The sequence below is a fragment of the Streptomyces sp. SD15 genome (assembly GCF_054462255.1).
The window spans coordinates 161,333-188,241 of sequence record NZ_JBTLMO010000010.1; the positions used below are offsets into that span (position 1 = coordinate 161,333).

The following is a 26,909-nucleotide window of genomic DNA, read 5'->3' on the forward strand; positions in this document are numbered from 1 at the left end:
CGGCGGCAGCGAACCCCCGCCACCAAGGAGGACGACCATGGCCGAACCGTTGAAGACCTTCGTCGGCGGTGTCGAGGTCGAGGTCCCCAACAGCATTGACGACATCCGGGCCGCCCTTCCCGAGGAGCGGCGAGGGGAGTTCGACACCGCCATCAACGAGGCCGGGGTGCAGGAGATCCACGCCGTGATGCGGCACTGGATGCTCGAGGCCGTGCCCGACCCGGAGGCCGAAGCGCTGCTGCGGCGGCTCGCGGCGGACGAGGCCGAGAGGCGGGGCGTCGCTTGAGCTACCGCATCACCTACGCCTCGCCCGCCGACCCTGGCCAAGATGCGGAACGCCGAGGTGTTCCGGGGCGCGATGGCGCGGACGATCGGCCGCGATCCGTACGGGCACGGATCGACCGCCGTACGGGCACGGATCGACCGCCGTACGGGGTGAACGTGACCGACGCGAGGCGACGGTCCTCGGCGCCATCGTCCTCTCCTACGTCTCGGGTTCCGTGCTGACCGTGACCGTGGTCAGGGTCGTCCCGGCGCTCTGAGCCGGTCGGCGGCCGCCTTCCGCCGTTGGCCGGAAGACCGAGGCGGCCGCACAGACCCACTCCCCCGGGGGATGGATAGCTACGTTTGCCCTGTTGTGATGTGACGCGCCGCTCGGGTGCTGGCGCAGCGGTGCGTCACCATGAGTCGGTCCGGGTGGCAGAACGTGTGCGGGTTCGTGAGATCGATGACGATGAAGGCCGGAGGTTGCTGCAAAGCCCGGCACCTGGATCGGTGTTCCGGACTCCGCACTCTTGTCGATCTCGCGGGTCAGCCTTCGGAGGGACGTGGGGCGCGCAGGTGCGCCCGTTCCGTCAGCTCCTCCTCGTCGACCAGCGTGAGCATCGGCTGACCCGGCGCGCACACCATGGTCACCACGAACTTGGTCGGTGCGTCCGACAGGGCGTTGCCGTCCTGGTAGTGGATCACGTCACCGCCTGGCTCCCAGAACGTCCCACCGGCCTCGACCACACGCTCCGGCTCACCCTCGAGCTCGAACCGGAGCGCGCCCTCCATCACGTAGCCGAACGACGGGCCCGAGTGGCGATGCGGAGGGAGCCCGGGGTGACCGGGAGGCCACTCGACGAGGATGGTCATTCCCGAACCACCTTCGGGAAAGAAGGGCGGAGTGACTTCCTGCAGCAACTTGACTTCGGGCGGCAAGGAGACCTCGTGGGCGCTCCCGTGTTCTGGGTTCTTCGCTGACATGTACCACACCTCCGTAAGCGTCGCTGATGAGCTGAGGTTCCCTGGGCGATCCTGGGTTTTCCTGGATGCTGGGAAGCGGTCCGTCGTGCTGGGCGGGGTGTGGATGCCTGCCGGTGGTCCGTGGGCCGTCGCCGCCGGGTGCGGTGCGGGTGCTCATCGTGTGCGGTAACTGCCGCCTGTGGCGCTGCCGGCTGCGGTGATTCGGAGGCTGCGGTATCCGCCCCGCCGGACGCTTTCCGCTCCGGTGTGGACCCGGGCGGGGCGGGGACCCCGCGTCGCTTTCCTGGGCACGGGGCGGATTCTCAAGGAGACCGGAATCGTGATTGCAGACGCACAGTCACCGGAAAGTGCCACAAAAACCTGATCACACCACATTGAGCACCACCCCGTGATACCCAGTCGCACCAAGGATGCACAGGCCATCAGGAGCACTGCGCACGAGCCTGCCCGGAATGGACGATCTTGCGTCGGCCACCGCATTCCGGACCGGTGTACCGACCCACTCGTTCGGCGGTGACCAAGTTCGCCGGTTCCCGGCTCACACAACTCGCTTCGCGATGAGGACAAGCCACAGCCCGCATCCGGGAAAGGCCGTGTGCCTTCTGCCTTGCCCAAACGGTCTCGACACCATCCTGCCTCCCGTCGGCGGCCGCCACAATCCGGGAGCCAGCGGCATCGAGACCGCATCGCGCCATGTCATCGGCCGGCATCCAGCGCCGTATCAAGCAGCGTCTGCCCTGTTGTGATGTGACGCGCCGCTCGGGTGCTGACGCAGGCGGTGCGTCACCATGAGTCTGTCCGGGCGGCAGAACGTGTACGGGTTCGTGAGATCGATGACGATGAAGGCCGGAGGCTGCTGCGGATCATCCGCAGAGGCACCGGCTCGGTCGTGACGTGGCGGCGGGCCCAGATGGTGCTGCTGTCAGCACAGGGCATGGCGGTGGCGGAGATCGCCGAGGTGACGTTCACCAGCGCGCGGGTCCGCGATGTGATGCACGACTTCAACACCGACGGCTTCGAGGCGCTCTACCCCAAGTACAAGGGGTGGATGAGATCAGGAATTCCTGAGGCGGTCCCCTGGTATACCGGAGTCACCTCGTAGTGCACAGCCTGATCGTCTCGTATTTCATTGGCAACACGGTTCTCCGCGTCGCGGGCGACGGCCAGGGGCAGGGCGCCGATGGAGGTGGGCTCGTCCACGATCACGAGGACGGTGCCGAACTTGGTCCGGAGCTTGTCCAGGCGGTCCTCATTGTGGGTTCGCTGTTGGCCAGGGGCTTGTCGAAGACTTTCTTGTCGGCCGGGGTCAGCTCATGGCCGTGATGTGTGCTCTTGCCGACGTCCAGGCCGAGGAAGATGCCCACCCTGTCGATTTCGATCACCGTGCCCCCACGTGTTCCGATGCGGTGCCGGCCTCGGTGGTGGGGCCGTTCGCGCGCATCCACGTTGTGCAGTCCTGCCGTCCGAACGATGCCATGCGTTGCGCACGGCCGGGCGGTGGCCGGGCCTCTGATCAGCGTCTCCGACGGCACCCCTCGGGCCCGGTGACACCACCCCCAGGTCAGCTGTTCGACAGGGGGCAACGGTCATGCCGGGCCCGGAGGCCGGCGGCCCTCTTGCAGGACCGCGAAAAAGACAACGGGGCTCAGCTCACCCCCACCGCAGACCAGGCCGCCGCCACCGCTTTGTACTCCGCACTTCCCGCCCCGTACAGATCCTTCGCCGCGTTCAGCGTCGCCGTGCGGGCGGCGGCGTAGTCGGTCGAGGAGGTCATGTAGACCGTGAGGGCGCGGTACCAGATGGCGCCGAGCTTGTTGTGGCCGATGCCGGTGACCGTCGAGCCGTTGCAGGTGGGGGAGTTGTACGAGACGCCCTTGATGGTCTTCGCGCCGCTGCCCTCGGCGAGGAGGTACGCGAAGTGGTTGGCGACGCCCGAGGAGTAGTGGACGTCCAGGTTGTTGACCGAACTGCTCCAGCAGTCCACCGAGTTGCCGTCCTTCGACGGTTTGTCCATGAAGCGCAGGGCCTTCTTGCCGAAGCCCGAGCGGACGACCTTCTCGCCGATCAAGTAGTCGCCGGGATCGGTGGAGTTGGCCGCGTAGAACTCGACCAGTGTGCCGAAGATGTCCGACGTCGCTTCGTTGAGCCCGCCGGACTCGCCCGAGTACGTCAGCGCCGCCGTGGTCGACGTGACGCCGTGGGACATCTCGTGGCCCGCGACGTCCAGGGCCACCAGCGGTCCGAGCGTCGTCCCGTCACCGTCCCCATAGGTCATGCAGAAGCAACTGTCGTCCCAGAAGGCGTTGTTGTAGCTGCTGCCGTAGTGCACGCGGTTGTACGAGCCCTTGCCGTCGCCGGCGATACCGCTGCGGCCATGGACGTTCTTGTAGTAGTCCCAGGTCTTGTCCGTGCCGTACTGCGCGTCGACCGCCGCCGACGAGCGGTCGGACGCCGTCCCGGTGCCCCAGTGGTTGTCCGCGTCCGTGAAGAGCGTCGCGGGCGCGCGGCTGATGCAGATCCCGAGGATGCACACGTCCGTCTTGTTCGCGGCGTCGCCGGTGTACGTGTTCCCGCGCGTCGCGTCCTTGAGCTGGTACGTCGATCCGGAGAGCGTCGTCTTCAGCGGGACCGTGCCGCCGTACAGCGACCGCCCGTCCCCCGTCGCCGTCTCGATGCTGTCCCACGCGTCGATCTGGTCGCCGCTGCGGGCGTCGGTCAGCACGGTGCGGGCGACCGGGTTGCCGAGGGAGTCCTGTCCGACCACGTCGGTGCGCCAGGCCAGCCGGGGTGCGCCGTGCAGGGCGTCGACGACCAGCTCGGGCTTGGCCGTCACCTTCTTCAGCAGCTCACCGACGTTCGCGGCGCGCAGCGCGGCCGAGGCCAGGTCGGCGGCCTTCGGTGCGGAGAGCGAGGGCTTGATGGTCGAGAGGGAGAGGGCGCGGGTGGTGGCGCGGTCGGCGCCGCGGTAGGAGCCGTTCGGGGTCAGGTGGAGGACGAAGTCGCCGCCGAGTACCGGGAGTTGACGGTACGTACGGTCGTAGCGCACATGCTGGCTGCCGTCCGCGTCCACGACGACGTCCCGGACGTCGGTACCCTGCGCGGAGGTCAGGCCCAGGCGCGCGGCCTGGTTCAGCAGCACCGAGGCCGCGTTGTCGATCGCGGTGGCCGCGGTCGGACTGCCGTCCGCGTTCGCGTTCGCGTTCACTTCCGCGTTCGCGGTCGGGGTGAGCGCGGCCGCCAGCAGCGTGGCGGCCGTCGCGGCTATGCAGGCGGTGGCGAGACGGGAACGGGAACCGCGGATCTGCTGTGTCCTGCGCATCGGTCTCCTTGTGCTGAAGTTGATCTCAGGTTTAAGGGGTCATGACATGGCATGTCCATAGCGCTTACTGGGGGAGGTGTGAGGGGTGAGAATCGTTTCTGCAAAGGCCTGTGAAGCGGGCAGCCCGAGGAGACGAGTGGAAGAGGAGACGAGTGGAGAAGGGGACGAGTGGAGAAGGGGACGGCCGAGTGAACCTGTCCTTCTTCGTCTACGGCACCCTGCGCCCAGGCGAGCGCAACCACGCCCTCTTCCTGCGCGGACGCACGGCGTCGGAGGAGCCGGGAGGGCTGACGGGCGCGGTGCTGTACGACGGGCCCGGCTACCCCTACGCCGTGGAGGAGAGCGGAGGTGTGGTCCGCGGGGAACTGGTCACCGCGCTGCCCGAGGTGTACGGGGAGCTGCTCGGCGCGCTCGACCGGCTGGAGGAGTACGTGCCGGGCGACCCCCGCAATCTGTACGAGCGGGTGGCCCGGGAGGTGACCCGCGCGGACGGGACGGCCGTACAGGCTTGGGTGTACGTGGCGGCGCCCGCCGTCGCCGCCGGGTTGCGGGCCTGCGGAAAGCTCATCGAGGGCGGGGAATGGCGCGGGCGCGGCTGAGGTGCGAGGCCTCCACCCCGACAGACGTCCGCAGGGCAGGTGGGGTGCCGGTCGGACGTGACCGTTCCATGAACAGCCGGCCGACGTGCGTCACATGAGCCGCACCAGCAGCGTCCCAGGGGCCCGCGGCAACGTCACGCGCAGCGCCGCCCCCTCCCACTCCGCCGCCCCGTCCCACTCCGCCGCCCCGTCCCACTCCGCCGTCCCGGCCGGAGCCGACGGATGCAGGATTTCCACCCGGACATCCTCCTGCCCCGCCAAGTGCGGTACGGGAAGTACCTGTTCGCCCGAATCACCGCCCCGCCACCACACCGACACATACGTCGCCCCCGCGACCGGCGCCCGCATCCCCAGCGCCACCCACGCGTCCGTCCACCTCGGCAGCCCCAGCGGCCAGAACGGCACCGCGCTCCGCAGCTCACCCCGCAGCCCCTTGTACGTCGCCATCGCGTCCCGCACGAGCCCGAGTTGCCGCGATGTCATGCGATCGAGATGCCCGGAGAGATGGACCCGCCCCAGCAGCGCCGAGCCGAGCGTGAAGCCGATCTCCTCGTCCGTGAACTCCGGTTGTGGATATGCCCATACGGCCCCCTGCTCGGGCGGCGCCACGGTCGGCGCGGAGGCGGCGATGGGTGGGTAGCGGAGCGGATCCTGCTGGTCGGAGGTGGACTGGAGCTGGGCGACGGCGAGGGACGCGCCGTCCATGCGCATACCGCCCGACCCGCAGTTCTCCACGACCAGACCCGGATGGCGGTCCAGCACGGCCGACAGCCAGGACAGCCAGGCGCGCGAGTGGTCGAGGAGCCCCGGCGCGGAGGTGGTGATGTTGTAGTCGAGTTTGAGATAGCCCACGCCCCAGTCGCCGACGATCCGGTCGACCGTACGGTCGAGATGCGCGCGGGCGGCCGGATGCGTCAAGTCCAGCTGGTGGCGCCCCTGTTCGGTGACGCGCACACCGCCCGCGTGGCGGAGAAAGGCGTCGTCCGGCAACTCGGCCGCGACCGGACTGCGTACGCCGACCACCTCCGGCTCCAGCCACAGCCCCGGCACCATTCCGCGCTCCCGGATCCGGCCGAGCACGGCCTCGAGACCACCGGGAAAGCGCCGCGCCGACGGCAGCCACGCACCGACGCTGTCCCACCAGCCCCCGTCCTCGCCCCCGTCGGCAGCCCCGTCCTCGCCCCCGCCCTCGTCGTCGTACCACCCGGCGTCGATACAGAAGTACTCCGCGCCCGCCTCGGCCGCCGCGTCGATCAGGGGCAGCAGCTTGCTGGTGGTCGGGTCGCCCATGAGCGTGTTCATGTAGTCGTTGAAGACGACGGGGAGCCGCTCGTGGTCCGGGTGCGGGCGGCGGATCAGGCGGCGGTACGAGGTCAGCGCGGCCAGCGCTCCGTCGAAACCGTCGCCGAGCGCGACGGCCGCGTACTCCGAAGCGAACTCGGCGCCGGGGGCGAGGACGTGATGCCACTGATGATCGTCCGCCGTCGGGCCGCTCAGGGACAGGTAGGTGTGGTGGTCCGCCTCGCCCGTCTCCCACAGCCAGCTCGCGGCGGACTCGATCTGCCAGAGCCAGCAGCGCCCGTCCGTACGGTCGGTGAACGCGCCCATCGCCAGATACCCGTCGGTGGGCCAGCTCCCGTGCCCGGCGAGCCGTATCCCGGCCCGTCCGTCGTGCCCGTGGAGCGCGCGCCCGATGTCGGGCACGGACTCCCGCAACTCCTCCTCGTACCAACGGCATTCGGCACCCCAGTCATTGCGGGCCCGCTGTACGTCGAGCACGTCCGGCGAAGGGAGCCCGCCCAGCAGCAGACTGCTGACGGAGCGCACGGTGACCGGCGCGTCCCCGTCGTTGCGGAGCCGGACGCGGGTGCGCAGCACGGGTACCGCGTCCGGCGAGGCGTACTCGACGAAGACCGTCAATCCGCCTGTCGGGTCCTGGAGTTGGATGGTGAGGTGGTGCCAGCCGTCGCCGTACGTGGCGTGGTGGGCGCGGTGCCGGAGGCGCTGCCCGAGTGCCGTACCCGTGAAGCGCGGCGCGGACCAGCCGGTCCCGTCCCCGAGCAGGGTCACGTCGACGAGCGGCGGCCCGGCCTCGGCGCCGCCGACGGCACCGGCGGCCTCCTTGGGCTCCGGTTCGCCGGGCCGCGTCAGCCGGACCAGCCGGGGTGCGCGACCGTTCAGATCGAAGTCGGCCCCGAGTCCGGAATGGCCCCAGCGGTAGCTGTCGTCCTGCGTCACGTGATCATCCCCCGCCGCCGACCGATCCCGAACCGGTCGGGTGACCAGCGGGGTGGCACGGCCCCATGCTAGGCACTGTCACACTCCGCCAACGAGGGTTGACAGAAAGACAGTTGGCCTGCCGGGAAGAGCTTCATCGTCGGCGTCGCGCGGCCCCCTACGGCCGGGTGACCGCCTCCAGCCGTACCGCGCACGCCTTGAACTCCGGCATGCGTGAGGTCGGGTCGAGGGCCGGGTTGGTCAGGGTGTTGGCCCGGCCCTCGCCCGGCCAGTGGAAGGGCATGAAGACGGTGTCGGGGCGGATGCCGGTGGTGATCCGGGCCGGCGCGACGGCCCGTCCCCGCCGCGATACGACGGCCACGGCGTCCCCGTCCACGGCGCCGAGCCGCTCGGCCAGCCGCGGATGCATCTCCACGAAGGGTCCGGGCGCGGCCGCGTTGAGCTCGTCGACGCGCCGGGTCTGCGCCCCCGACTGGTACTGCGCGACCACGCGCCCGGTGGTCAGCAGCAGCGGATACTCGGCGTCCGGCTCCTCGGCGATGCCCCGATGCGACACGGCGACGAACCGCGCCCGCCCGTCCTCGGTGGCGAAACGGTCGAGGAAGAGCCGGGGAGTGCCGGGGTGTACGTCATCGGGCAGGCGGCCGCCGTCGGTGTCGCTCGCCGGGTCGTCAGCCGCCAGGTCGAAGCCCGCCTCCTCGACGTCGCCCGCAGGCTCGCCCGCGAGAGCACCCGCACCTCCGTGCGGCGGATCCTGCGCCGGGCACGGCCAGAACACCCCGGCCCCTTCGCCCTCCGCCAACCGCCGATAAGTGATTCCCGAGTAGTCCGCCACCCCGCCCGCGCTGGCCCGCCGCAGCTCCTCGAAGACCTCCTCCGGGTCCGTCGGAAAGCCCTTCTCCATGCCGTCGCCGAGGCGGGCGGCCAGTTCGTGCAGGACCTCCAGGTCGCTGCGTACGCCGGAGGGCGGGGTGAGGGCCCGGCGGCGCAGCAGGACGCGGCCTTCCAGGTTCGTGGTGGTGCCCGTCTCCTCGGCCCACTGGGTGACCGGGAGGACGACGTCGGCGAGGGCGGCCGTCTCGGAGAGGACGACGTCCGCGACCGCCAGGAAGTCCAGCGACTTCAGGCGCTCCTCGATGTGCGCGGCCCGGGGCGCGGAGACCACCGGGTTCGACCCCATCAGCAGCAGCGAGCGGATGTCCGTACCCATCGCGTCGAGGAGTTCGTACGCGCTGCGGCCCGGACCCGGCAGTGAGTCCGGGTCGACGCCCCACACCTCGGCCACGTGCCGCCGTGCCGCCGGGTCCGTCAGCTTGCGGTAGCCGGGCAACTGGTCGGCCTTCTGGCCGTGTTCGCGCCCGCCCTGCCCGTTGCCCTGCCCGGTCAGACAGCCGTACCCGGACAGCGGTCGCCCTGAACGCCCCGTCGCCAGCGTCAGGTTGATCCACGCGCCCACGGTGTCCGTACCCTTGGACTGCTGCTCGGGCCCGCGCGCGGTGAGCACCATCGCGGCCGAAGGCTCGCAGAACAGCCGTACCGCTTCCCGGAGTTGTGGAACGGATACCCCCGTGATCCGCTCCACGTACTCCGGCCAGTGCGCCATGGCCGCTGCCCGCGCCTCCTCCCAGCCGCTCGTCCGCTCCTGGATGTACGCCTCGTCCGTGCGTCCCTCGGCGACGATCAGATGCAGCAGGCCCAGCGCCAGCGCCAGGTCCGTGCCCGGGCGGGGCGCCAGATGCAGGTCCGCCTGCTCGGCCGTACGGGTGCGGCGCGGGTCGATGACGATCAGCGTGCCGCCGTTCTCCTTCAGCTCGGTGAGGTAGCGCAGCGCGGGCGGCATCGTCTCGGCGAGGTTCGAGCCGACCAGGATCAGACAGCCGGTCCTCGGGATGTCCTCCAGAGGGAACGGCAGCCCCCGGTCCAGGCCGAAGGCCTTGATGCCGGCCGCCGCCGCGGAGGACATGCAGAAGCGGCCGTTGTAGTCGATCTGCGAGGTGCCGAGGACGACGCGGGCGAACTTCCCGAGGGCGTACGCCTTCTCGTTGGTCAGTCCGCCCCCGCCGAACACCCCGCACGCGTCCGGGCCATGCTCCGTGCGCGTGCGGGACAGCCCCGCGGCGATCCGGTCCAGGGCCTCGTCCCAGGTGGCGGGCTCCAGAACGCCCGCGTTCCGGATGAGCGGGGAGGTCAGCCGCACCTGGGACGAGAGCAGCGCGGGCGCCGTACGGCCCTTGCCGCACAGAGCGCCCCGGTTCACCGGAAAGTCCGCGCGCTCCGCCACCTCGACGGTCCCGCCGGGCGCGGGCGTCAGATTCATCCCGCACTGCAGAGCGCAGTACGGGCAGTGGGTGGGCGTCGCGGAGGTCGGCATACTGCTCAGCGTGCGTCGGACGTGTTACGCGCCGGGGTGGGGCGCGTTACGCGGCCGGGACGGGCACCTCCCGGCCGGGCGCCGGCCGCCGTGAGGCGCGGAGATGCCCACCCCGCTGTCGTCGCCGCCCGGGCACGGACGTTGCCGCTGTGACAGAAGACGCCTCACGTGACTTATCCCGTATCGCAACGCTCCCTACTCGTTCGCCGCCAACGCCCGTTCCACACCTGGTTCCTTGGGGCCCAGGAACGTGGGATCAGGCTTGAAAAGGGCGTCCCATGCTGCCTTTCCCGCCGCGAACACCTCGCGCGCACCCCCGTAGTACCAGGTGACGTCGTGCCTGGCCTCGACCCCGATGCCGTACGACCGCACCCCCGCCGCCTGGCACAGCGCGACCGCGCGCCGGATGTGGAAGCCCTGACTGATCAGCACGGCCTCATCAACCCCGAAGATCTTCCGGGCCCGCACACAGGAGTCCCAGGTGTCGAAACCGGCGTAGTCGCTGACGATGCGGCCGTCCGGGACGCCCTGCTCCGTCAGGTAGGTGCGCATCGCGTCCGGCTCGTCGTACTCCTCGCGGCTGTTGTCCCCGGTGACGAGCACGACCTCGATCCGCCCCTCCCGGTACAGCTTCGCCGCCGCGTCCAGCCGGTGCGCGAGATAGGGCGACGGTTCGCCGTTCCACAGCCCGGCCCCGAACACCACCGCGACCTCGGTCCGGGGCGCGTCCGCGGTGGTCCGCAGCCGGTCGCCCGCCACCGTGTACATCCAGGTCGCCGGAAGCAGCGCCAGCACGCACATCAGCATGACCACTTGCACGGCCCGCCGCTGCCCCGTGCGGGTGCGTGGCAGGCGCGGCATGCGCGGTCTACGGATGTGCGGGCGCGGCAGGCGCAGCATGATCGGTGTCTCCCAGATGGCGTCGGCTCGCGGAGGTGTTCGTGTCGGTACTCGCGTCGATGTCGCGTCGAAACCTCGTCGGTATCGCGTCGGTATCGCGTCGGTATCGCGTCCGTATTCGACAAATGAGGACGCAGAGTAAGCCTTTCCGGTTCATCGAAACGCGGTGACCGGGCTCACTCGACACGACGGAACCGCAGGTGGGAGCGGCTCACACACCCCACGTACCGCACCGTGAACCCCCGGAAAACACCCGTCATGCCCGTGCAACGGCGTGGCAACCTCGTGCCGTCACGATTTGTTCATGACGGCGTCGAACCCTCTTCGCGACGAGTCCCAGACCATCCCCCACTCTCGGCTTCGCTCGAGCGGGGGGACCCCCATCGGCGGCCAGCCGCTCCGTGGCGTCCACCTCGACAGTACGGCGCAACTCATGAACGCGATCACCAGCCAGCTCGGCAGTCAGCTCAGCCTCGTCTCGCTCGACGGCACCCGCCGTCCCGTGCCCCCGCCGCTCGTCCTCGTCGGGCACGGCAGCCGCGACCCGCGCGCGCTGAGCACCGTACGCACCCTGATCGAACGAGTGCGCGAGCTGCGGCCGCACCTGTCCGTGCACCTCGGCCACATCGAGCTCAACGAGCCGCTGCTCCCCGACACGCTCGCCTCCCTCGACCCGGGCGAGGCCGTCCTCGTACCGCTGCTGCTCAGCCGCGGCTACCACGTCAAGCGGGACATCCCCGAGGCCGCGGCCGCCGTCCCGGGGCTGCGTGCCCGGGTCGCCGCCCCGCTCGGCCCGCACCCGCTGCTCGTCGAGACGCTGTACGCCCGACTGGTCGAGGCCGGATGGCGGACCCGGATGAGCGACGCCGCGCGCCGCGCCAGTGGCGTCGTACTGGCCGCCGCCGGCTCCCGCGACCCAGAGGCGGCCGTCGACGCCCGCCGTACCGCCCAGCTGCTGGCCGAACGTCTCGGCGTCCCCGTCGTCCCGGCGTACGCCTCCACCGCCGCGCCCACCGTCCCCGCCGCCCTGCGCGCCATGGCCGCCCGCGGCCGCCACCGCGTCGCCGTCGCCTCCTATTTCACCGCTCCCGGCCGCTTCGCCACCGAGTGCGCCGAGGCCGCGCCCTGGATCTCCTCCGCCCCCCTGGGCACCCACCCGACGATGGCCCGCCTGATTCTCCACCGCTACGACCAGGCCTTGGCAGCCAATGCCACCACAGAACCGGCACTGGCCTCGGCTTGAAACCCGGGCAAGGGCAGCGGACCCAGGGGCGCGAGGCTGTGTCGATATGCGGCTCCGCCGCGTGGGCGCGACAAGCCACCCCGCACCCCGCAAGACAACAAAACCCGGCAGACGCGCAGGCACCGACACCCACGCCCCAATTGTCAGCAGCTCCGCTTACTGTCGAGTCATGGAAGGCACCAGCACCGACCCCACCCCCCAGGCACAGACATCGGCACAGACACAGACGTACGAGAACCACATCCCACCCCTCGGCTACGCCCCGACGGCAGTCGCCCGCTGGGCCGCCGAGCCGGACAAACGCCCCGGCCGCACCGCCTTCCAGCGCGACCGCGCACGCGTGCTGCACTCCGCCGCGCTGCGCAGACTCGCGGGCAAGACCCAGGTCGTCACCCCGGGCACCCGGAGTCAGGCCTGGGACGCCAGCGCCCGCACCCGGCTGACCCACTCCCTGGAGTGCGCCCAGGTCGGCCGTGAGCTGGGCGCCGCCCTCGGCTGCGACCCCGACCTCGTCGAGGCGGCCTGCCTCTCCCACGACCTCGGCCACCCGCCCTTCGGGCACAACGGCGAACAGGCGCTGAACGAGTTCGCGCGGGACTGCGGCGGCTTCGAGGGCAACGCACAGTCGCTGCGGCTGCTCACCCGCATCGAGCCCAAGCGCTTCGTCCGTTCTCCCGCGACGGACGAGCTCGTCAGCGTAGGACTGAATCTCACCCGCGCGACCCTCGACGCCGCCACCAAGTACCCCTGGCCGCGCGGCGCCCACCCCACCCACCCCACGTCCCCGAAATTCGGGGTCTACGACGACGACCGGCCGGTGTTCGACTGGGTCCGCAAGGACGCCCCCGGCACCCGCGCGTGCTTCGAGGCCCAGGTCATGGACTGGTCGGACGACGTCGCGTACTCGGTGCACGACGTCGAGGACGGCCTGCACGCGGGCCACATCGACCCCAACTGCCTGCACGCCGAGCCGGAGCGGCAAGAGATCTTCGCGGTGGCCATCGGGCGGTACGTGCCCGCGGACACCGACCCCGCCGAGCTGTCCGAGGCCCTCGACCGCCTCCTGGACCAGGAGTGGTGGCCGCACGGATACGACGGATCAGCCGTCGCGCAGGCCCGGCTGAAGGACGCCACCAGCCAGCTCATCGGCCGCTTCTGCCTGGCCGCCGAGGCCGCCACGCGCGCGGCGTACGGCACCGGCCGGCTCACCCGGTACGCGGCGGAGCTGGTCGTCCCGCGCGCCGCACGGCACGAGTGCGCCGTCCTCAAGGCGGTCGCCGACCGCTACGTCATGCAGCGCGCCGAGCAGGAGCGGCTGCGCGCCGATCAGCGGATCGTCGTCGCCGAGCTGGCCGAGGCACTCACCGTGCGCGCCCCGGACGGACTGGACCCGCAGTTCCGGGCCCTGTTCGACGCGGCCCCGGACGACCGCGCCCGCAAGCGGGTGATCGTCGACCAGATCGCCTCGCTCACCGACGCCTCGGCCGGCTCACTGCACCTCAGCCTCACCACGCGCCCCGCCACGGGCGGCGCTGTGTGACCCTGCGTGGCCTGATCGGGCCACTCCCTCTTCCCGCATCACGCTGCGTGCGGGACGCTCGCATGTGGCGACATCCTTACGAGGAGGCATCAAGTGGTCGACGCGGATCAGACATTCGTCATCGTCGGAGGAGGCCTGGCAGGCGCCAAGGCCGCCGAGACGCTCCGAGCGGAGGGCTTCACCGGCCGCGTGATACTGATCTGTGACGAACGCGATCACCCGTACGAACGCCCTCCGCTCTCCAAGGGCTACCTCCTCGGCAAGGAGGAACGCGACAGCGTCTTCGTGCACGAACCCGCCTGGTACGCCCGCAACGACGTGGAGCTGCACCTCGGCCAGACCGTCGACGCGATCGACCGGACGGCCCGGACGGTCCGCTTCGGCGACGACGGCACCCTGGTCCAGTACGACAAGCTGCTCCTCGCGACGGGCGCCGAGCCGCGCCGGCTCGACATCCCGGGCACGGATCTCGCCGGGGTCCACCACCTGCGCCGCCTCGCCCACGCCGAGCGGCTGAAGGGGGTGCTCGCCGCGCTGGGCCGCGACAACGGCCACATCGTCATCGCGGGCGCGGGCTGGATCGGCCTGGAGGTCGCGGCGGCGGCCCGCGAGTACGGCGCCGAGGTCACCGTCGTCGAACCCGAGCCGACCCCGCTGCACGCGGTCCTCGGCCCCGAGCTCGGCCAGATCTTCGCCGAGCTGCACCGCGAGCACGGTGTCCGCTTCCACTTCGGCGCCAGGCTCACCGAGATCGTCGGCCAGGACGGCATGGTCCTCGCCGCCCGCACCGACGACGGCGAGGAGCACCTCGCCCACGATGTGCTCGCCGCGATCGGCGCCGCCCCGCGCACCGGCCTCGCCGAGGCCGCCGGCCTCACCCTGGTCGCCCGCGCGCACGGCGGCGGCATCGCGGTCGACGAACGGCTGCGCACCTCCGACCCCGACATCCACGCGGCCGGTGACGTCGCCGCCTTCCACCACCCCCTCTTCGACACCCGGCTGCGCGTCGAACACTGGGCCAACGCGCTCAACGGCGGACCGGCGGCCGCCCGCGCGATGCTGGGCCGCGAGACGACGTACGACCGTGTGCCCTATTTCTTCTCCGACCAGTACGACGTCGGGCTCGAGTACTCGGGCTGGGCGCCCCCGGGGACGTACGACCAAGTGGTGATCCGTGGAGACGTGGCCAAGCGACAGTTCATCGCGTTCTGGGTGAAGGAGGGGCGGGTGCTGGCCGGGATGAACGTGAATGTGTGGGACGTCACGGAGCCGATCCAGCAGCTGATCCGATCCCGGGCCCAGGTGGACACCGACGCGCTCGCGGACCCGCACGTTCCGCTGGACAGCCTGGTCCCGTGAGAGACGACGGCGCTCGAGTGTCACACCCTCACCGTAGAATCCATGCGTGGCTGGAAGGATCAACGACGAGGACGTGAAGGCGGTTCGGGACGCGGTCCCGATCGACGCCGTGGTGTCCGAGTACCTTCAGCTGCGCAACGCGGGCGGCGGCAACCTGAAGGGTCTCTGCCCCTTCCACGACGAAAAGTCACCGTCCTTCCAGGTCAGCCCGAGCAAGGGACTCTTCCACTGCTTCGGCTGCCAGGAGGGCGGCGACACCATCACGTTCGTGATGAAGGTCGACCACCTCTCCTTCTCCGAGTCGGTCGAGCGCCTCGCCGCGCAGGCGGGCATCACCCTTCGCTACGAAGAGGGCGGGTACAACCCCGCCCACCAGCGCGGCGAGCGCATCCGCCTGGTCGAGGCCCACAAGATCGCCGCGCAGTTCTACATCGAGCAGCTCGACTCCAGCCCCGAGGCCGACACGGGCCGCAAGTTCCTGGCCGAGCGCGGTTTCGACCAGGCCGCCGCCGCGCACTTCGGCGTCGGCTACAGCCCCCAGGGCTGGGACCACCTCACCCGCTACCTCCGCGGCAAGGGCTTCAGCGACAAGGAGCTGCTCCTCTCCGGCCTCGCCCAGGAGGGCCGCCGCGGCCCCATCGACCGCTTCCGCGGCCGCCTCATGTGGCCCATCCGCGACATCGGCGGCGAGGTCGTCGGCTTCGGCGCGCGCAAGCTGTACGAGGCGGACAACGGCCCCAAGTACCTGAACACGCCCGACACCGCGATCTACCGCAAGTCCCAGGTCCTCTACGGCATCGACCTCGCCAAGAAGGAGATCGCCAAGAGCAGCCGGGCGGTCGTGGTCGAGGGCTACACCGACGTCATGGCCTGCCACCTGGCCGGCATCACCACCGCCATCGCCACCTGCGGCACGGCGTTCGGCGGCGACCACATCAAGATCCTCAGACGCCTCCTGATGGACAACGGCTCGGCCCGTGTGATCTTCACCTTCGACGGCGACGCGGCCGGCCAGAAGGCCGCCCTGCGCGCCTTCGAGGACGACCAGAAGTTCGCCGCCGAGACCTACATCGCGGTCGCCCCGGACGGCATGGACCCCTGCGAGCTGCGCCTCGCGAAGGGCGACGAGGCCGTCGCCGACCTGGTCGAACCCCGCACCCCGCTGTTCGAGTTCGCGCTGCGCCACATCGTCGCGCGCTACGACCTGGAGACCCCGGCCGGCCGCGCCGCCGCCCTCGATGAAGCGGCGCCCATCGTCGCCCGCATCAAGAACAGCGGCGCCCAGCACGAGGTCGCCGTGCAGCTCGCCGGCATGCTCGGCATCCTCGACACCCAGTTCGTGGTCAAGCGCGTTGCCCAGCTGGCCCGTTGGGCCCGCGACCGCGGCGGCAAGGGCCCGGCGCCGACGACCGGACAGCGCCCGCAGCAGCCGTACGCCGCCGCCCGGGCGACCGGCGGCGGCCCCGCGCTCAACCTCCGCAACCCCGTCTACGCCACCGAGCGCGAGCTGCTCAAACTCGCCCTCCAGCGCCCCGAGCTGGTCTCCCCGGCCTTCGACGCCTACGGCATCGACGAGTTCACCGCCGAGCCGTACGCCGCCGTACGCCTGGCCATCATGGAGGCGGGCGGCGCGGAGTACGGCGTCCAGGACCCCCAGGAGTATCTGGTCCAGGTCCGCGAGGCCGCCCCGGACGACGTGGTGCGCGCCATGGTCACCGAGCTGGCCGTCGAGGCCATCATGCGCAAGACCGTCGACGAGACCTACGCGGGCGACCAGCTCGTCATGGTCCGCCGGCGCGCCGTCGACCGCCGCATCCGCGACGTCCAGGGTGCCCTGGCCCGCGCGAGCGCCCAGGGCGACCCGGCCCAGCTGGCCGCCGTACAGAACGAGTTGTGGGTGCTCCAGCAGTACGAGCAGGCGCTGCGCGAGCGAGGGGCCGAGGCGCTCTGACGTTCGGCCCTGGGGCCTGTCGTTTGGATCACGCCGGTGAGCGGGGTCTGGCACGCGCGTCTGCGGCGTTGTCGTCGGTTGCCGATGCTCCGCATCGACGCCCTCCTCCGCCTTGCAGCCGCACGCACCAGACCCCGCTCACCGGCGCCGGCAAGGCATCGTCGATTCCCCGCGACCTGATCCAAACGACAGGCCCTGGTGCCGCCGAGTCGTCGCCTTCCGCAGGTTTCGCGTCCCCGACGGCGCGCACTCGTCCATGTGGGTAACCACCCGGTCACGGACCGGACGCAAAAAGTCACCGCACGCCCCTCGTGGCGGCGATGTGTCGTACTCCACACTGGGTTGCGGTGCCTGAGTCCTCGGAGCGCGGCCGACCCGTACGCGACGGGTCCATCATCCCCGCGATTCCGCCAAACGACTTCGGGATGGACGGCGGCAAGGCCGTTGCCCCCATCCCTGACATAACGCTGCCGCACGCCTCAGCAGCGACATTCCTGGAGGTCGCCCCCGTGCAGACCCAGACCCTCGCCCAGACCGACACCACCATGGACGCGGACGCGGAGAACGACGTCGTCGCGGGCGTCCCCCCGCAGAGCCGTGCCGCGCGCCACCCCGAGACGGAGCCCGAGGGCCCGGCAGAGCCGGACGAGCCGACCGTCGGCGTCGTGGAAACCGAGGTCGAGGCGCCCGAGCCCGTCGAAGCGCCCCGCGGCCGCACCACGGACACCGGTGGCCCCTCCTCGGACCTGTTCCGCCAGTACCTCCGCGAGATCGGCCGCATTCCGCTGCTCACCGCGGTGGAGGAGGTCGAACTCGCCCGCCGGGTCGAGGCCGGTCTCTTCGCCGAGGAGAAGCTGCGGCTCGCCTGCGACCTGGACAGTCAGCTCGCCCTCGACCTGGACAAACTGGTCGTCATGGGCCGCATGGCCAAGCGCCGCCTCATCGAGGCGAACCTGCGGCTCGTCGTCTCGGTCGCGAAGCGGTACGTGGGGCGGGGCCTGACCATGCTCGACCTGGTCCAGGAGGGAAACCTCGGCCTGATCAGGGCGGTCGAGAAGTTCGACTACGCCCGCGGGTACAAGTTCTCGACGTACGCGACCTGGTGGATCCGGCAGGCCATGTCCCGGGCCCTTGCCGACCAGGCCCGGACCATCCGAGTCCCCGTCCACGTCGTCGAGTTGATCAACCGGGTCGTCCGCGTGCAGCGCCGCATGTTGCAGGAACGCGGCTACGAACCGACTCCGGAAGAGGTCGCCGCGCATCTCGACCTGCCGAGCGAGAGGGTGAGCGAAGTCCTGCGGCTGGCCCAGGAACCCGTCTCCCTGCACGCCCCGGTGGGCGAGGAGGACGACGTCGCCCTCGGTGACCTGATCGAGGACGGCGACGCGACGTCTCCGGTGGAGTCCGCGGCGTTCCTCCTCCTGCGCGAACACCTGGAGGCGGTTCTCTCCACGCTCGGCGAGCGTGAGCGCAAGGTGGTCCAACTCCGTTACGGTCTCGCGGACGGGCGTCCGCGCACCCTGGAGGAAATAGGCCGCATCTTCGGCGTGACGCGCGAACGCATCCGCCAGATCGAGTCCAAAACCCTCAACAAACTGAGGGACCACGCCTTCGCGGACCAGCTGCGGGGCTACTTGGACTGAGCCGGGACCGGGGCGGGTCCGGGCCCGGGTTTCTCGCCCCCGCCGCCCCTACCCGTCCCGTCCTTGGGCGCTGCGCCCCCTGGACCCCCGCCAGGCATCTCAGCCCGTCCGGCGTTTGAGGACGAGGCCGTCCAGGCCGAACGGGGGTCTGGGGGCGGAGCCCCCAGGAACGGGATGGGACGGGTAGGGGCGGCGGGGGCGAGTGAAATCCCGCGCCCCCCACCCGCCGCACCCCCCGTCCGTCAGTCCACCTCGGCCACGGCCTGCGCGAACTGGGCCTGGTACAGCCGCGCGTACGGCCCATCCGCCGCAAGCAGCTCCGCATGCGCGCCCTGCTCCACGATCGCCCCGTTCTCCATCACGAGAATGGCGTCGGCATCGCGAATCGTCGACAGACGATGCGCGATGACGAACGACGTCCGCCCATGCGCGAGCTTCGCCATCGCCTTCTGGATCAGAACCTCGGTACGGGTGTCGACCGAGCTGGTCGCCTCGTCCAGCACAAGGATCACCGGGTCGGAGAGGAACGCCCGCGCGATGGTAATCAGCTGCTTCTCGCCCGCACTCACCCCCGTACCCTCATCGTCGATCACCGTGTCGTACCCGTCCGGCAGCGTCCGGATGAACCGGTCCGCGTGCGCCGCCCGCGCCGCCTCCTCGATCTCCCCCGGGGTGACGTCCCGCGAGGCCCCGTAGGCGATGTTCTCCGCGATCGTGCCGCCGAACAGCCAGGTGTCCTGGAGCACCATGCCGATCCCGGCCCGGAGTTCGTCCCGGGACATCTTCGCGACATCGACGCCGTCGAGTGTGATCCGCCCGCCCGTGACCTCGTAGAACCGCATCAGGAGGTTCACCAGCGTGGTCTTGCCGGCGCCGGTCGGGCCGACGATCGCCACCGTGTGCCCGGGCTCCACCTTCAGGGACAGGTCCTCGATGAGCGGCTTCTCGGGGTCGTAGCGGAAGGACACGTTCTCCAGCGCCACCCGCCCGCGCAGTTCGTCGGGACGGGCAGCCGGCATCGGGTCGGGCGCCTGCTCGTCCGCGTCCAACAGCTCGAAGATCCGTTCCGCCGAGGCGACACCCGACTGCACCAGGTTCGCCATCGACGCGACCTGCGTCAGCGGCATGGAGAACTGCCGCGAGTACTGGATGAAGGCCTGCACGTCACCGATCGACAAGGACCCCGACGCGACCCGCAGTCCGCCGACCACCGCCACCAGCACATAGTTCAGGTTCGACACGAACATCATCAGCGGCTGCATGACCCCGCTGTTGAGCTGCGCCTTGAACCCGGCCTCGTACAGCTTCTCGTTCTGCTCGGCGAACTGCGCCGCCGACTCCTCCTGCCGCCCGAACACCTTGACCAGCGTGTGCCCGGTGTACATCTCCTCGATGTGCGCGTTGAGCTTGCCGGTGGTGCGCCACTGCTGCACGAAGTGCGGCTGAGAGCGCTTGCCGACGCGGGTGGCGACGTAGAAGGAGAGCGGGACGGTGACCAGCGCGACCAGCGCGAGCAGCCACGACACCCAGAACATCATCGCGAGTACACCCACGATGGTCAGCAGCGAGTTGACGAGCTGGCCCATCGACTGCTGGAGGGTCTGCTGGACGTTGTCGATGTCGTTCGTCGCGCGGCTGAGCACCTCACCGCGCTGCCGCTTGTCGAAGTACGAGAGGGGCAGCCGCGACAGCTTCGCCTGCAGGTCCTCGCGCATCCGGTAGACCGTCTTGTTGATCGCGCGGTTCGAGAGCCGGGTGGACACCGCCATCAGCAGGCCGGCCACCAGGAACGTACCGAGCGCGAGGAGAAGGACGTCCCCGACGGCGCCGAAGTCGATGCCCTCGCCGGGAGTGAAGTCCGTCCCCGAGAGCATGTCGGCCATGCCGCCGTCGCCCCGCTCGCGCATCGAGGCGAGGACTTCGGCCTTCGTACTGCCCGGCTGCATCTCCCGCCCGATGATCCCGGCGAAGACGAGGTCCGTCGCCCTGCCCAGGATCTTCGGGCCCACCACGGACAGACCCACGGCCAGCACACCGCACACGAGCATCGCGTACATGGTGCCGCGCTCGGGTTTGAACTGTGCGAGGAGCCGTTTGCCGGACCCCTTGAAGTCCATCGAGTGTTGATCGGGGCCGCCCGCCATCATGCGTCCCATGGGCCCGGCCATCAGGCGGCCTCCGCTTCCGTCAGCTGGGAGAGCACGATCTCCCGGTAGGTTTCGTTGTCCGCCATGAGCTCGTGGTGACGCCCCGTACCCACGACCCGGCCCTCGTCGAGGACCACGATCCGGTCGGCGTCCCGGATGGTCGACACCCGCTGGGCGACGATCACCACGGTCGCCTCGGCGGTCTCCTCGGCGAGCGCCGCGCGCAGCGCCGCGTCGGTCGCGTAGTCGAGCGCCGAGAAGGAGTCGTCGAAGAGGTAGATCTCCGGGCGCAGGACGAGCGTGCGGGCGATGGCCAGGCGTTGGCGCTGGCCGCCCGACACATTCGTACCGCCCTGCGCGATCGGCGAGTCCAGACCGTTCTCCAGCCGCTCCACGAACTCCTTGGCCTGCGCCACCTCCAGCGCGTGCCACAGCTCCTCGTCGGTCGCGTCGGGATTGCCGTACCGCAGGTTCGTGGCAACCGTGCCCGCGAACAGGTACGGCTTCTGCGGGACCAGCCCGACCGTCCTGGCCAGCAGCTTCGGCTCGAGGGTCGCCACGTCCACGCCGTCCACCAGCACCTCGCCGTCGGTGGCGTCGAAGAGCCGGGGTACGAGCCCGAGCAGCGTCGACTTCCCACTGCCGGTCGAGCCGATCACGGCGGTCGTCTCACCCGGCCGGGCCACCACGTCGACGGACTTCAGCACCGGCTCCTCCGCACCGGGGTAGCGGAACCCGGCGCCGCGGATCTCCAGGTGACCGTGGCGCCGCAGCTCCACAACGGGCGCGGTGGGCGGCACGACGCTGGAGGAGGTGTCCAGGACCTCCTGGATGCGCTCGGCGCAGACCTCCGCGCGCGGGATCATCATGAACATGAAGGTGGCCATCATGACGGACATCACGATCTGCATGAGGTAGGCGAGGAACGCCGTCAGGTCGCCGATCTGCATGCCGCCGCTGTCGATGCGGTGCGCGCCGAACCAGACCACGGCGATCGACGAGAGGTTCACCACGGTCATGACGATCGGGAACATCAGCGCGAGCAGCCGTCCGGTGCCCAGCGACACCTCGGTGAGCTGTGCGTTCGCGTGCCGGAAGCGGTCCTTCTCGTAGTCGTCCCGCACGAAGGCGCGGATGACGCGGTCGCCGGTGATCTGCTCGCGCAGCACCCGGTTCACGGTGTCCAGGCGCACCTGCATGGCCCGGAACAGGGGGCGCAGCCGACGGACGATCAGGGCCACGCAGATGCCGAGGACCGGCACCACGGCGACCAGTACCCCGGACAGCGGTACGTCCAGGCCGAGGGCCAGGACGATGCCGCCCACGCACATGATCGGCGCCGACACCACCAGGGTGAACGTCATCAGGGCGAGCATCTGCACCTGCTGCACGTCGTTCGTGGTGCGGGTGATCAGCGACGGCGCCCCGAAGTGGCCCACTTCGCGTGCGGAGAAGGACTGCACCTGATCGAAGACGGCGGCCCGGACGTCCCGGCCGAGCGCCGACGCCGTACGGGCGCCGTAGTAGACGGCCCCGATGTTGCAGACGACCTGGATCAGCGAGATCCCGATCATCAGGGCGCCGAAGGACAGGATGTAACCCGTGTCGCCCTCCACGACACCGTTGTCAATGATGTGCGCGTTCAGGGTGGGCAGGTACAGCGTGGCGCAGGTCTGCAGGAACTGCAGCAGCACCAGGAGGGCGATGGGTTTCTTGTACGGACTGAGGTAGGTCCGAAGAAGTCGTATGAGCACGCGGTGTCTTCCGGAGTCGTCGACGGCAGGGCGGATCGGGGGTGGTGCACGAGCCCCTATCGTCGGACACTCCACCCGCGTTACCTCAACCGAATTAACCAAGAGCAGACCAAGAGTGGAGCGGCTCTCGGCCCGGAGACGTACGCGGTAGTGCCCCGCCGGGCTCCACCGCACCCCCCTATGTGCCGCTATGCCCGGAACGCTCCAGGGTGCGTCTGTTCCCGTACAGACACGTACTGCTGTCGTACGGCCTGGCCCACGGCCAGTTCCTCGCCGGGCTCCAGAATCTGGGCGACCGCACCCTGCCAGACGGGTGGCAGCCGGGGGTCGAGCGTGCCCTGCGAGACACCGAGGGCCCAGGCCGCCTGGCGGGCCGCACCGAGCGCCGCGTAGTCGGCCGGCTGGGGCACCACGACCTGTGCGCCGAACAGCGCGGGCGCCGCGGCCTGCACGGCCGGCAGCTCGGCGGCCGCCCCGAGCAGGAACACCCGCCGTACGTCCACACCGCGCCCGCGCAGCACGTCCAGCGCGTCCGCGAGCCCGCACAGCATGCCCTCGAAGGCGGCCCGCGCCAGGTGCTCGGGCCGCATCGACTCCCGCCGCAGCCCGGCGAGCGTGCCCGCCGTATGCGGCAGATTCGGCGTCCGCTCCCCTTCCAGATACGGCAGCAGTACGAGCCCGTGGGAGCCCGGCGTGGACTTCATCGCCAGCTCGGACAGGCTCTCCAGGTCGGGCAGGCCGAGCAGTTCGCTGGCGCCGCGCAGGGTGCGTACGGCATTGAGCGTGGACACCACCGGCAGATGCATCCCGGTCGCGTCCGCGAGCGAGGTGATCATGCCGGAGGAGTCGACCAGTGCCTCGGGGTGTACGGCCATCACGGACCCGGAGGCGCCGAGGGACACGACCGCGTCCCCGAGCCCGATGCCGAGCCCGAAGGCCGCCGCCATGGTCTCTCCCGTGCCCGCGGAGATCAGCAGCCCCTCGGGTGTCGTCCCGGCGGCCTCGGACGGGCCGAGCACATCGGGCAGCGCGGCCTGGTGACCGAGCGCCAGCTCGACGAGGTCCGGCCGGTAGGCGCCGGTCGCCGCCGACCAGTAGCCGGTGCCGGAGGCCCCGCCCCGGTCGGTGGTCCGGCGCAGCGGACGGCCGAGCAGTTGCCACACCAGCCAGTCGTGCGCCTGGAGCAGCAGAACGGTGCGCTGCGCGGCGTCGGGTTCGGTCTTGCTCAGCCAGCGCAGCTTGGTCACCGGTTGCGCGGCCTGCGGTACACAGCCCACGGCCTGGGCCCACGCCTCGCGCCCGCCGAGCGCGTCGATGAGATCGGCGGCGGCGACCTGTGCGCGCTTGTCGCCTCCCACCATGGCCGGGCGCACCGTGTTGCCCTGCGCGTCCAGCGGGACCAGGCCGTTCTGCTGCGCGGAGACGCCGATGGCCTGCACGCCTTCGAGCAGCCCACCACCGGCCGCCTCACCCAGGGACAGCAGCCAGGCCTGCGGATCGACATCGGAAGCCCGGGCGGCGGCCTCGGCGTTCTCCACCGGATGCGGCGCATACCCCTGCCTGAGCACGGCACCCGTCTCCGAGTCGCAGACGACGATGCGAGTGAAATCGGGCGAACTGTCCAGCCCGGCGACTATCCCCATGGCGGAAATTCTGCCGTACTGCGGACGGTGACCGTGCCGGACCGTCGCCCCCTGATGCGGATCGTTAGGTGTTGCTGGTGCCCCAGTCGTCCGCGGTACTGCCGTTGGTGTTGCGCGCGCGCAGGGAGCGGACCCGCTCGGCGACCGAGTCGGGGACGTGGTCGCCCACCTTCTCGCTCACCACGTGGTACGCCTTGCCCGCGAACTCGCGCCCCTGCTGGGCGGCGGACTCGGCGGTGTTGCGCACCGCCGGGTTCTGCGCGACCTGGCGTGCGGACTTCTTCAACTGCTCGTAGCGCTCGCGCCCGGCGCGTGTGCCCAGCACGTAACCCAGAGCCAGTCCGGCGACGAATGTGAGCCGGTAGCGCATGGTGGCCACCCTTCCCTTGCGTCGGCATCGGTGCGGAGGGAACCGATTGGCGGAGCACCCCCCTGCTTGCGCTAATGTATGTGTCGCAGCGAGCGCACGCCCCCTGGCGAATACCCAGGTAGATGCGTTCGATGCAACGCAGCAATCCTCCGTAGCTCAATTGGCAGAGCAGCCGGCTGTTAACCGGCAGGTTACTGGTTCGAGTCCAGTCGGGGGAGCGCGATCTCCTGTAGCTCAATTGGCAGAGCAGCCGGCTGTTAACCGGCAGGTTACTGGTTCGAGTCCAGTCGGGAGAGCAGCGGAAGAGGACCCCTCAGGGGTCCTTTTTCATGCCCGGGGGAACCGGGCAGGCCGCGCCGAAGTCCTCATGGTCATGCGAAGCCGACCATCCGAAGCAGGAGATCGTATGAGCGGCTATGCTGCGGCAGACGGCGCGCACAAATGTGCGCGACACGCCGCATGGGGCGGTAGCTCAGCCGGTTAGAGCAGCGGACTCATAATCCGTCGGCCGTGGGTTCGAGTCCCACCCGCCCCACTCCGCGCTACACGTGGAGAATCGATCCGGCCAGCAACTTTGCTGGAGGGTCGAGTGAGTTGACGGATCCTGGGAGCATGCCTCGATCAGGCTTTCATGATCGACAGGACGCATTCGGGACGTCGATTCCGGTCAAGTCGGGCATGGGCTCTGTGGGATGAGTCGTGTCGGCGTAGGGCAGGCCTTTGCTGGTCCGTCCCGTATCGGGAAACGCTCCTCACGGACGTCCACTCCGACATCCCCCGCGCCTCCCTGGCTGCCCGCTTATGCTCAGTGGGCGGTTCAATGTTGGTGATGTACTTTGGATGCATACATCGTGGATGCTTGGAGGTGTCCGATGTCCGTCACGCAGATTGATCTCGACGACGAGGCGTTGGCCGAGGCCATGCGGCTCATGGGTGTCACGACGAAGAAGGAGACCGTCAACGCGGCCCTTCGGGACTACGTAGCGCGAATCAAGAGGCTTGAGGCTGCGGAGAAGCTGGCCGCGCGGGGTGCGCGTGGGGAGTTCGACCACGCGTCGGCTGCGCATGACGCTGAGAAGCGTGCCCGGCGCACGGCCTTCGAGTGATCACGTATCTGGTGGACACCTCGGCCCTGTGGCACCTCTTCCGCATCCCGGGTGCGTTGCACCCTTGGGAGGGGCACATTGCCGCTGGGGTGTTCCACGTTTGCGAGCCTACGCGCGCCGAATTTCTCTACTCGGCCACCAGCCCGTCCCACCGGGACGAGCTTGCGGAGGAACTGGACGCACTCTGCTTGCTCTCTCCCGTTCCCAAGAATGCCTGGCGTTGGGTCGAAACCGCCCAGTACAAACTGACCCAACAGGGTCAGCATCGCGCGGCAGGAGCGATTGACCTGTTGGTGTGTGCGACTGCGGTCCACCACGGCCATACCGTCCTCCACGTGGACAACGACTTCGCGACGGTGGCCGGAGTGCTCAAGGAAGTTCAGCAGCGTGACGTGCGAGCCTGAGCTCCTGGGGCCGGTCCACGTTGTCAGTCCGTTGGCCTCTCATTGATCGACGCCCACGTCACTGTCCCAGGACCGTGAACCTGGTCGGTCCTCTGAGTGCAGCCGTCGCACCGTCCAGATCCGCAAGCCGTGCGGCAAGGGTGGCCTCCGCGAGGCGGGTCGGCGCCGAGGAGCACTTCCCGTGCCGCGCGAGTCAGTTCGTAGGAGGCGGTCCGGCCGGAACCTGCCACTCCCCAGCGCGCCTTGCCGCCGCCGTCGACCTTCTTTGCGGTGGGCCGACCTTCTGTCGGCCGAATTCCACCGGAGGCAGTGGAATCTTCTGCGTCGCCTCCATGCGGATGAGGTACTGCGGAACATGTTCCCGACGATCTCGCAAGGCCGCGTCCGCCTGCAGGTAGATCTGTTCGACAGCGCGCGCCGTCAGGTTCTGGTGTACGAGCTGGACGAAGAGCGTTATGAGGTCTGGGCCCAGGAGCCCGGGGCCTCCTGGGTCGAGGTGCCGACCGGTGATCTGATCACCTGTCTGCGAGCTGCCTTGAACAAGCGGTGAGCCTTTTCAGCACGGCCATCGATCGGGTAAGGCCGATGGTGCGCAATGCACGAGGCCCCCGCGCCGTTGGAGGCCGGGTGGGCCACCAAGCTCATCGTCACCCGCGAGGGTGACCGACGATACAAACTCCCGCCGCACCGGCGTGCGCTCGTCGGCCTGACGTACCTGGGCAAGCACGACACGCTTGCCCAGGCCTCCGTCGGCTTCGGTATCTCGGCCGCCGAGTAGCCAACGGGACGGGATGACTCACGACGAAGGGGCCGCGCGACGCAACGCGCGGCCCCTTCAGGCGTTCGGCTCGCCCGCTTCGGGTGCGTCGCTGGCCGGCTGCTCGACCACGAAAGATCCTTTGCGGCTCGGCCCGTATGGCCGTCGCTGTCAGCGTCGACGATCCCGCGTCCGCCGAACCCCTGCGCATGGCGCTGCACGCCGCGGCTATCGGCCAACCCTCCCGTCGCCCATACCCGCCAAAGTGATCCAGCGCCTGCCCATCGGTGACGCCAGGACGCGAGCGGACAGTGCCT

19 protein-coding genes, 3 tRNA genes and 3 pseudogenes are annotated in these 26,909 nt (G+C 70.1%); 15 read left to right on the forward strand and 10 right to left on the reverse strand.

Annotated elements, in window-relative coordinates:
- Positions 1-37 precede the first annotated feature (37 nt).
- Complete coding sequence (locus ACX28W_RS12875) at positions 38-286, forward strand: hypothetical protein (protein WP_458999091.1); 249 nt, start codon at positions 38-40, stop codon at positions 284-286.
- 524 nt (positions 287-810) lie between these two features.
- Here the strand turns inward: ACX28W_RS12875 and ACX28W_RS12880 are convergent.
- Entirely contained in the window at positions 811-1,248 is a 438-nt protein-coding gene (locus ACX28W_RS12880) for a cupin domain-containing protein (protein ID WP_458999046.1), read from the reverse strand.
- A 778-nt stretch (positions 1,249-2,026) separates the two neighbouring features.
- Here ACX28W_RS12880 and ACX28W_RS12885 point away from each other — a divergent pair.
- A pseudogene (locus tag ACX28W_RS12885) lies at positions 2,027-2,293 on the forward strand (hypothetical protein); the annotation flags it as partial.
- Between the two features lie 86 nt (positions 2,294-2,379).
- Here ACX28W_RS12885 and ACX28W_RS12890 read toward each other — a convergent pair.
- A pseudogene (locus tag ACX28W_RS12890) lies at positions 2,380-2,630 on the reverse strand (IS110 family transposase); the annotation flags it as partial.
- Positions 2,631-2,893: 263 nt separating this feature from the next.
- A complete protein-coding gene (locus tag ACX28W_RS12895) occupies positions 2,894-4,567 on the reverse strand; it encodes a M4 family metallopeptidase (protein WP_458999047.1) in 1,674 nt (557 codons plus the stop codon).
- Between the two features lie 188 nt (positions 4,568-4,755).
- Here ACX28W_RS12895 and ACX28W_RS12900 point away from each other — a divergent pair, with 188 nt between their 5' ends.
- The gene (locus ACX28W_RS12900; RefSeq protein ID WP_458999048.1) at positions 4,756-5,166 is read left to right on the forward strand and encodes a gamma-glutamylcyclotransferase family protein; all 411 of its coding nucleotides are present in this window, start codon (positions 4,756-4,758) and stop codon (positions 5,164-5,166) included.
- 90 nt (positions 5,167-5,256) lie between these two features.
- Here ACX28W_RS12900 and ACX28W_RS12905 read toward each other — a convergent pair whose 3' ends face one another.
- From ACX28W_RS12905 to ACX28W_RS12915, 3 genes are all read right to left on the reverse strand, one after another.
- Positions 5,257-7,404 carry a glycoside hydrolase family 36 protein gene (locus ACX28W_RS12905; RefSeq protein WP_458999049.1) on the reverse strand — a complete coding sequence of 716 codons (2,148 nt, stop codon included), beginning with the start codon at positions 7,402-7,404 and terminating at the stop codon, positions 5,257-5,259.
- Positions 7,405-7,561: 157 nt separating this feature from the next.
- A complete protein-coding gene (locus tag ACX28W_RS12910) occupies positions 7,562-9,775 on the reverse strand; it encodes a molybdopterin oxidoreductase family protein (protein ID WP_458999050.1) in 2,214 nt (737 codons plus the stop codon).
- A gap of 195 nt (positions 9,776-9,970) precedes the next feature.
- Positions 9,971-10,675 (reverse strand): SanA/YdcF family protein, encoded by a 705-nt coding sequence (locus ACX28W_RS12915; protein WP_458999051.1) that lies wholly within the window; start codon positions 10,673-10,675, stop codon positions 9,971-9,973.
- Between the two features lie 433 nt (positions 10,676-11,108).
- Here ACX28W_RS12915 and ACX28W_RS12920 point away from each other — a divergent pair, with 433 nt between their 5' ends.
- From ACX28W_RS12920 to ACX28W_RS12940, 5 genes are all read left to right on the forward strand, one after another.
- Positions 11,109-11,918: a sirohydrochlorin chelatase gene (locus ACX28W_RS12920; RefSeq protein WP_458999052.1), complete on the forward strand. Its 810-nt coding sequence runs from the start codon at positions 11,109-11,111 to the stop codon at positions 11,916-11,918.
- Positions 11,919-12,087: 169 nt separating this feature from the next.
- Complete coding sequence (locus ACX28W_RS12925; protein WP_458999054.1) at positions 12,088-13,458, forward strand: deoxyguanosinetriphosphate triphosphohydrolase; 1,371 nt, start codon at positions 12,088-12,090, stop codon at positions 13,456-13,458.
- Between the two features lie 93 nt (positions 13,459-13,551).
- Positions 13,552-14,817 (forward strand): NAD(P)/FAD-dependent oxidoreductase, encoded by a 1,266-nt coding sequence (locus tag ACX28W_RS12930; RefSeq protein WP_458999055.1) that lies wholly within the window; start codon positions 13,552-13,554, stop codon positions 14,815-14,817.
- A 46-nt stretch (positions 14,818-14,863) separates the two neighbouring features.
- On the forward strand, positions 14,864-16,768 hold the full coding sequence (dnaG, locus tag ACX28W_RS12935) for a DNA primase (protein ID WP_458999056.1): 1,905 nt from the start codon (positions 14,864-14,866) through the stop codon (positions 16,766-16,768).
- A gap of 347 nt (positions 16,769-17,115) precedes the next feature.
- Complete coding sequence (locus ACX28W_RS12940; RefSeq protein ID WP_458999057.1) at positions 17,116-18,411, forward strand: RNA polymerase sigma factor; 1,296 nt, start codon at positions 17,116-17,118, stop codon at positions 18,409-18,411.
- Between the two features lie 242 nt (positions 18,412-18,653).
- Here ACX28W_RS12940 and ACX28W_RS12945 read toward each other — a convergent pair whose 3' ends face one another.
- The 4 genes from ACX28W_RS12945 to ACX28W_RS12960 all read right to left on the reverse strand — a co-directional run bounded on the left by ACX28W_RS12945 (position 18,654) and on the right by ACX28W_RS12960 (position 24,325).
- Positions 18,654-20,579, reverse strand: coding sequence for an ABC transporter ATP-binding protein (locus ACX28W_RS12945; protein ID WP_458999058.1), 1,926 nt, complete (start codon positions 20,577-20,579; stop codon positions 18,654-18,656).
- Entirely contained in the window at positions 20,579-22,312 is a 1,734-nt protein-coding gene (locus ACX28W_RS12950) for an ABC transporter ATP-binding protein (protein WP_458999059.1), read from the reverse strand. Before ACX28W_RS12950 ends, ACX28W_RS12945 begins: the two co-directional genes overlap by 1 nt.
- Positions 22,313-22,500: 188 nt before the next feature.
- A complete protein-coding gene (locus ACX28W_RS12955; RefSeq protein ID WP_458999060.1) occupies positions 22,501-23,955 on the reverse strand; it encodes an FGGY family carbohydrate kinase in 1,455 nt (484 codons plus the stop codon).
- Positions 23,956-24,019: 64 nt separating this feature from the next.
- Positions 24,020-24,325, reverse strand: coding sequence for a YtxH domain-containing protein (locus tag ACX28W_RS12960; RefSeq protein WP_458999061.1), 306 nt, complete (start codon positions 24,323-24,325; stop codon positions 24,020-24,022).
- Between the two features lie 145 nt (positions 24,326-24,470).
- Between ACX28W_RS12960 and ACX28W_RS12965 the strand changes: the two genes are divergently transcribed.
- The 7 genes and pseudogenes from ACX28W_RS12965 to ACX28W_RS12995 all read left to right on the forward strand — a co-directional run.
- A tRNA-Asn gene (locus ACX28W_RS12965) sits at positions 24,471-24,543 on the forward strand.
- A gap of 5 nt (positions 24,544-24,548) precedes the next feature.
- Positions 24,549-24,621, forward strand: a tRNA-Asn gene (locus tag ACX28W_RS12970).
- Between the two features lie 165 nt (positions 24,622-24,786).
- Positions 24,787-24,860: transfer RNA gene (locus ACX28W_RS12975), tRNA-Ile, on the forward strand.
- 337 nt (positions 24,861-25,197) lie between these two features.
- Positions 25,198-25,431, forward strand: a complete 234-nt coding sequence (locus ACX28W_RS12980; RefSeq protein ID WP_458999062.1) for a type II toxin-antitoxin system VapB family antitoxin — start codon at positions 25,198-25,200, stop codon at positions 25,429-25,431.
- Positions 25,428-25,835, forward strand: coding sequence for a PIN domain-containing protein (locus tag ACX28W_RS12985; protein ID WP_458999064.1), 408 nt, complete (start codon positions 25,428-25,430; stop codon positions 25,833-25,835). The genes ACX28W_RS12980 and ACX28W_RS12985 overlap by 4 nt, the downstream gene beginning before the upstream one ends.
- A gap of 355 nt (positions 25,836-26,190) precedes the next feature.
- Positions 26,191-26,385, forward strand: a complete 195-nt coding sequence (locus tag ACX28W_RS12990; protein ID WP_458999065.1) for a hypothetical protein — start codon at positions 26,191-26,193, stop codon at positions 26,383-26,385.
- Between the two features lie 45 nt (positions 26,386-26,430).
- A pseudogene (locus tag ACX28W_RS12995) lies at positions 26,431-26,601 on the forward strand (helix-turn-helix domain-containing protein); the annotation flags it as partial.
- Positions 26,602-26,909: the final 308 nt, after the last annotated feature.

Excerpts from the sequence above, each read along its gene's own strand:
- ACX28W_RS12945 (WP_458999058.1), bottom strand. The coding sequence starts at position 20,579 with ATGGCCGGGCCCATGGGACGCATGATGGCGGGCGGCCCCGATCAACAC.
- ACX28W_RS12980 (WP_458999062.1), top strand. The coding sequence starts at position 25,198 with ATGTCCGTCACGCAGATTGATCTCGACGACGAGGCGTTGGCCGAGGCC.
- ACX28W_RS12955 (WP_458999060.1), bottom strand. The coding sequence starts at position 23,955 with ATGGGGATAGTCGCCGGGCTGGACAGTTCGCCCGATTTCACTCGCATC.
- ACX28W_RS12895 (WP_458999047.1), bottom strand. The coding sequence starts at position 4,567 with ATGCGCAGGACACAGCAGATCCGCGGTTCCCGTTCCCGTCTCGCCACC.
- ACX28W_RS12960 (WP_458999061.1), bottom strand. The coding sequence starts at position 24,325 with ATGCGCTACCGGCTCACATTCGTCGCCGGACTGGCTCTGGGTTACGTG.
- ACX28W_RS12990 (WP_458999065.1), top strand. The coding sequence starts at position 26,191 with ATGTTCCCGACGATCTCGCAAGGCCGCGTCCGCCTGCAGGTAGATCTG.
- ACX28W_RS12920 (WP_458999052.1), top strand. The coding sequence starts at position 11,109 with ATGAACGCGATCACCAGCCAGCTCGGCAGTCAGCTCAGCCTCGTCTCG.
- ACX28W_RS12910 (WP_458999050.1), bottom strand. The coding sequence starts at position 9,775 with ATGCCGACCTCCGCGACGCCCACCCACTGCCCGTACTGCGCTCTGCAG.
- ACX28W_RS12875 (WP_458999091.1), top strand. The coding sequence starts at position 38 with ATGGCCGAACCGTTGAAGACCTTCGTCGGCGGTGTCGAGGTCGAGGTC.
- ACX28W_RS12915 (WP_458999051.1), bottom strand. The coding sequence starts at position 10,675 with ATGCTGCGCCTGCCGCGCCCGCACATCCGTAGACCGCGCATGCCGCGC.
- ACX28W_RS12925 (WP_458999054.1), top strand. The coding sequence starts at position 12,088 with ATGGAAGGCACCAGCACCGACCCCACCCCCCAGGCACAGACATCGGCA.
- ACX28W_RS12880 (WP_458999046.1), bottom strand. The coding sequence starts at position 1,248 with ATGTCAGCGAAGAACCCAGAACACGGGAGCGCCCACGAGGTCTCCTTG.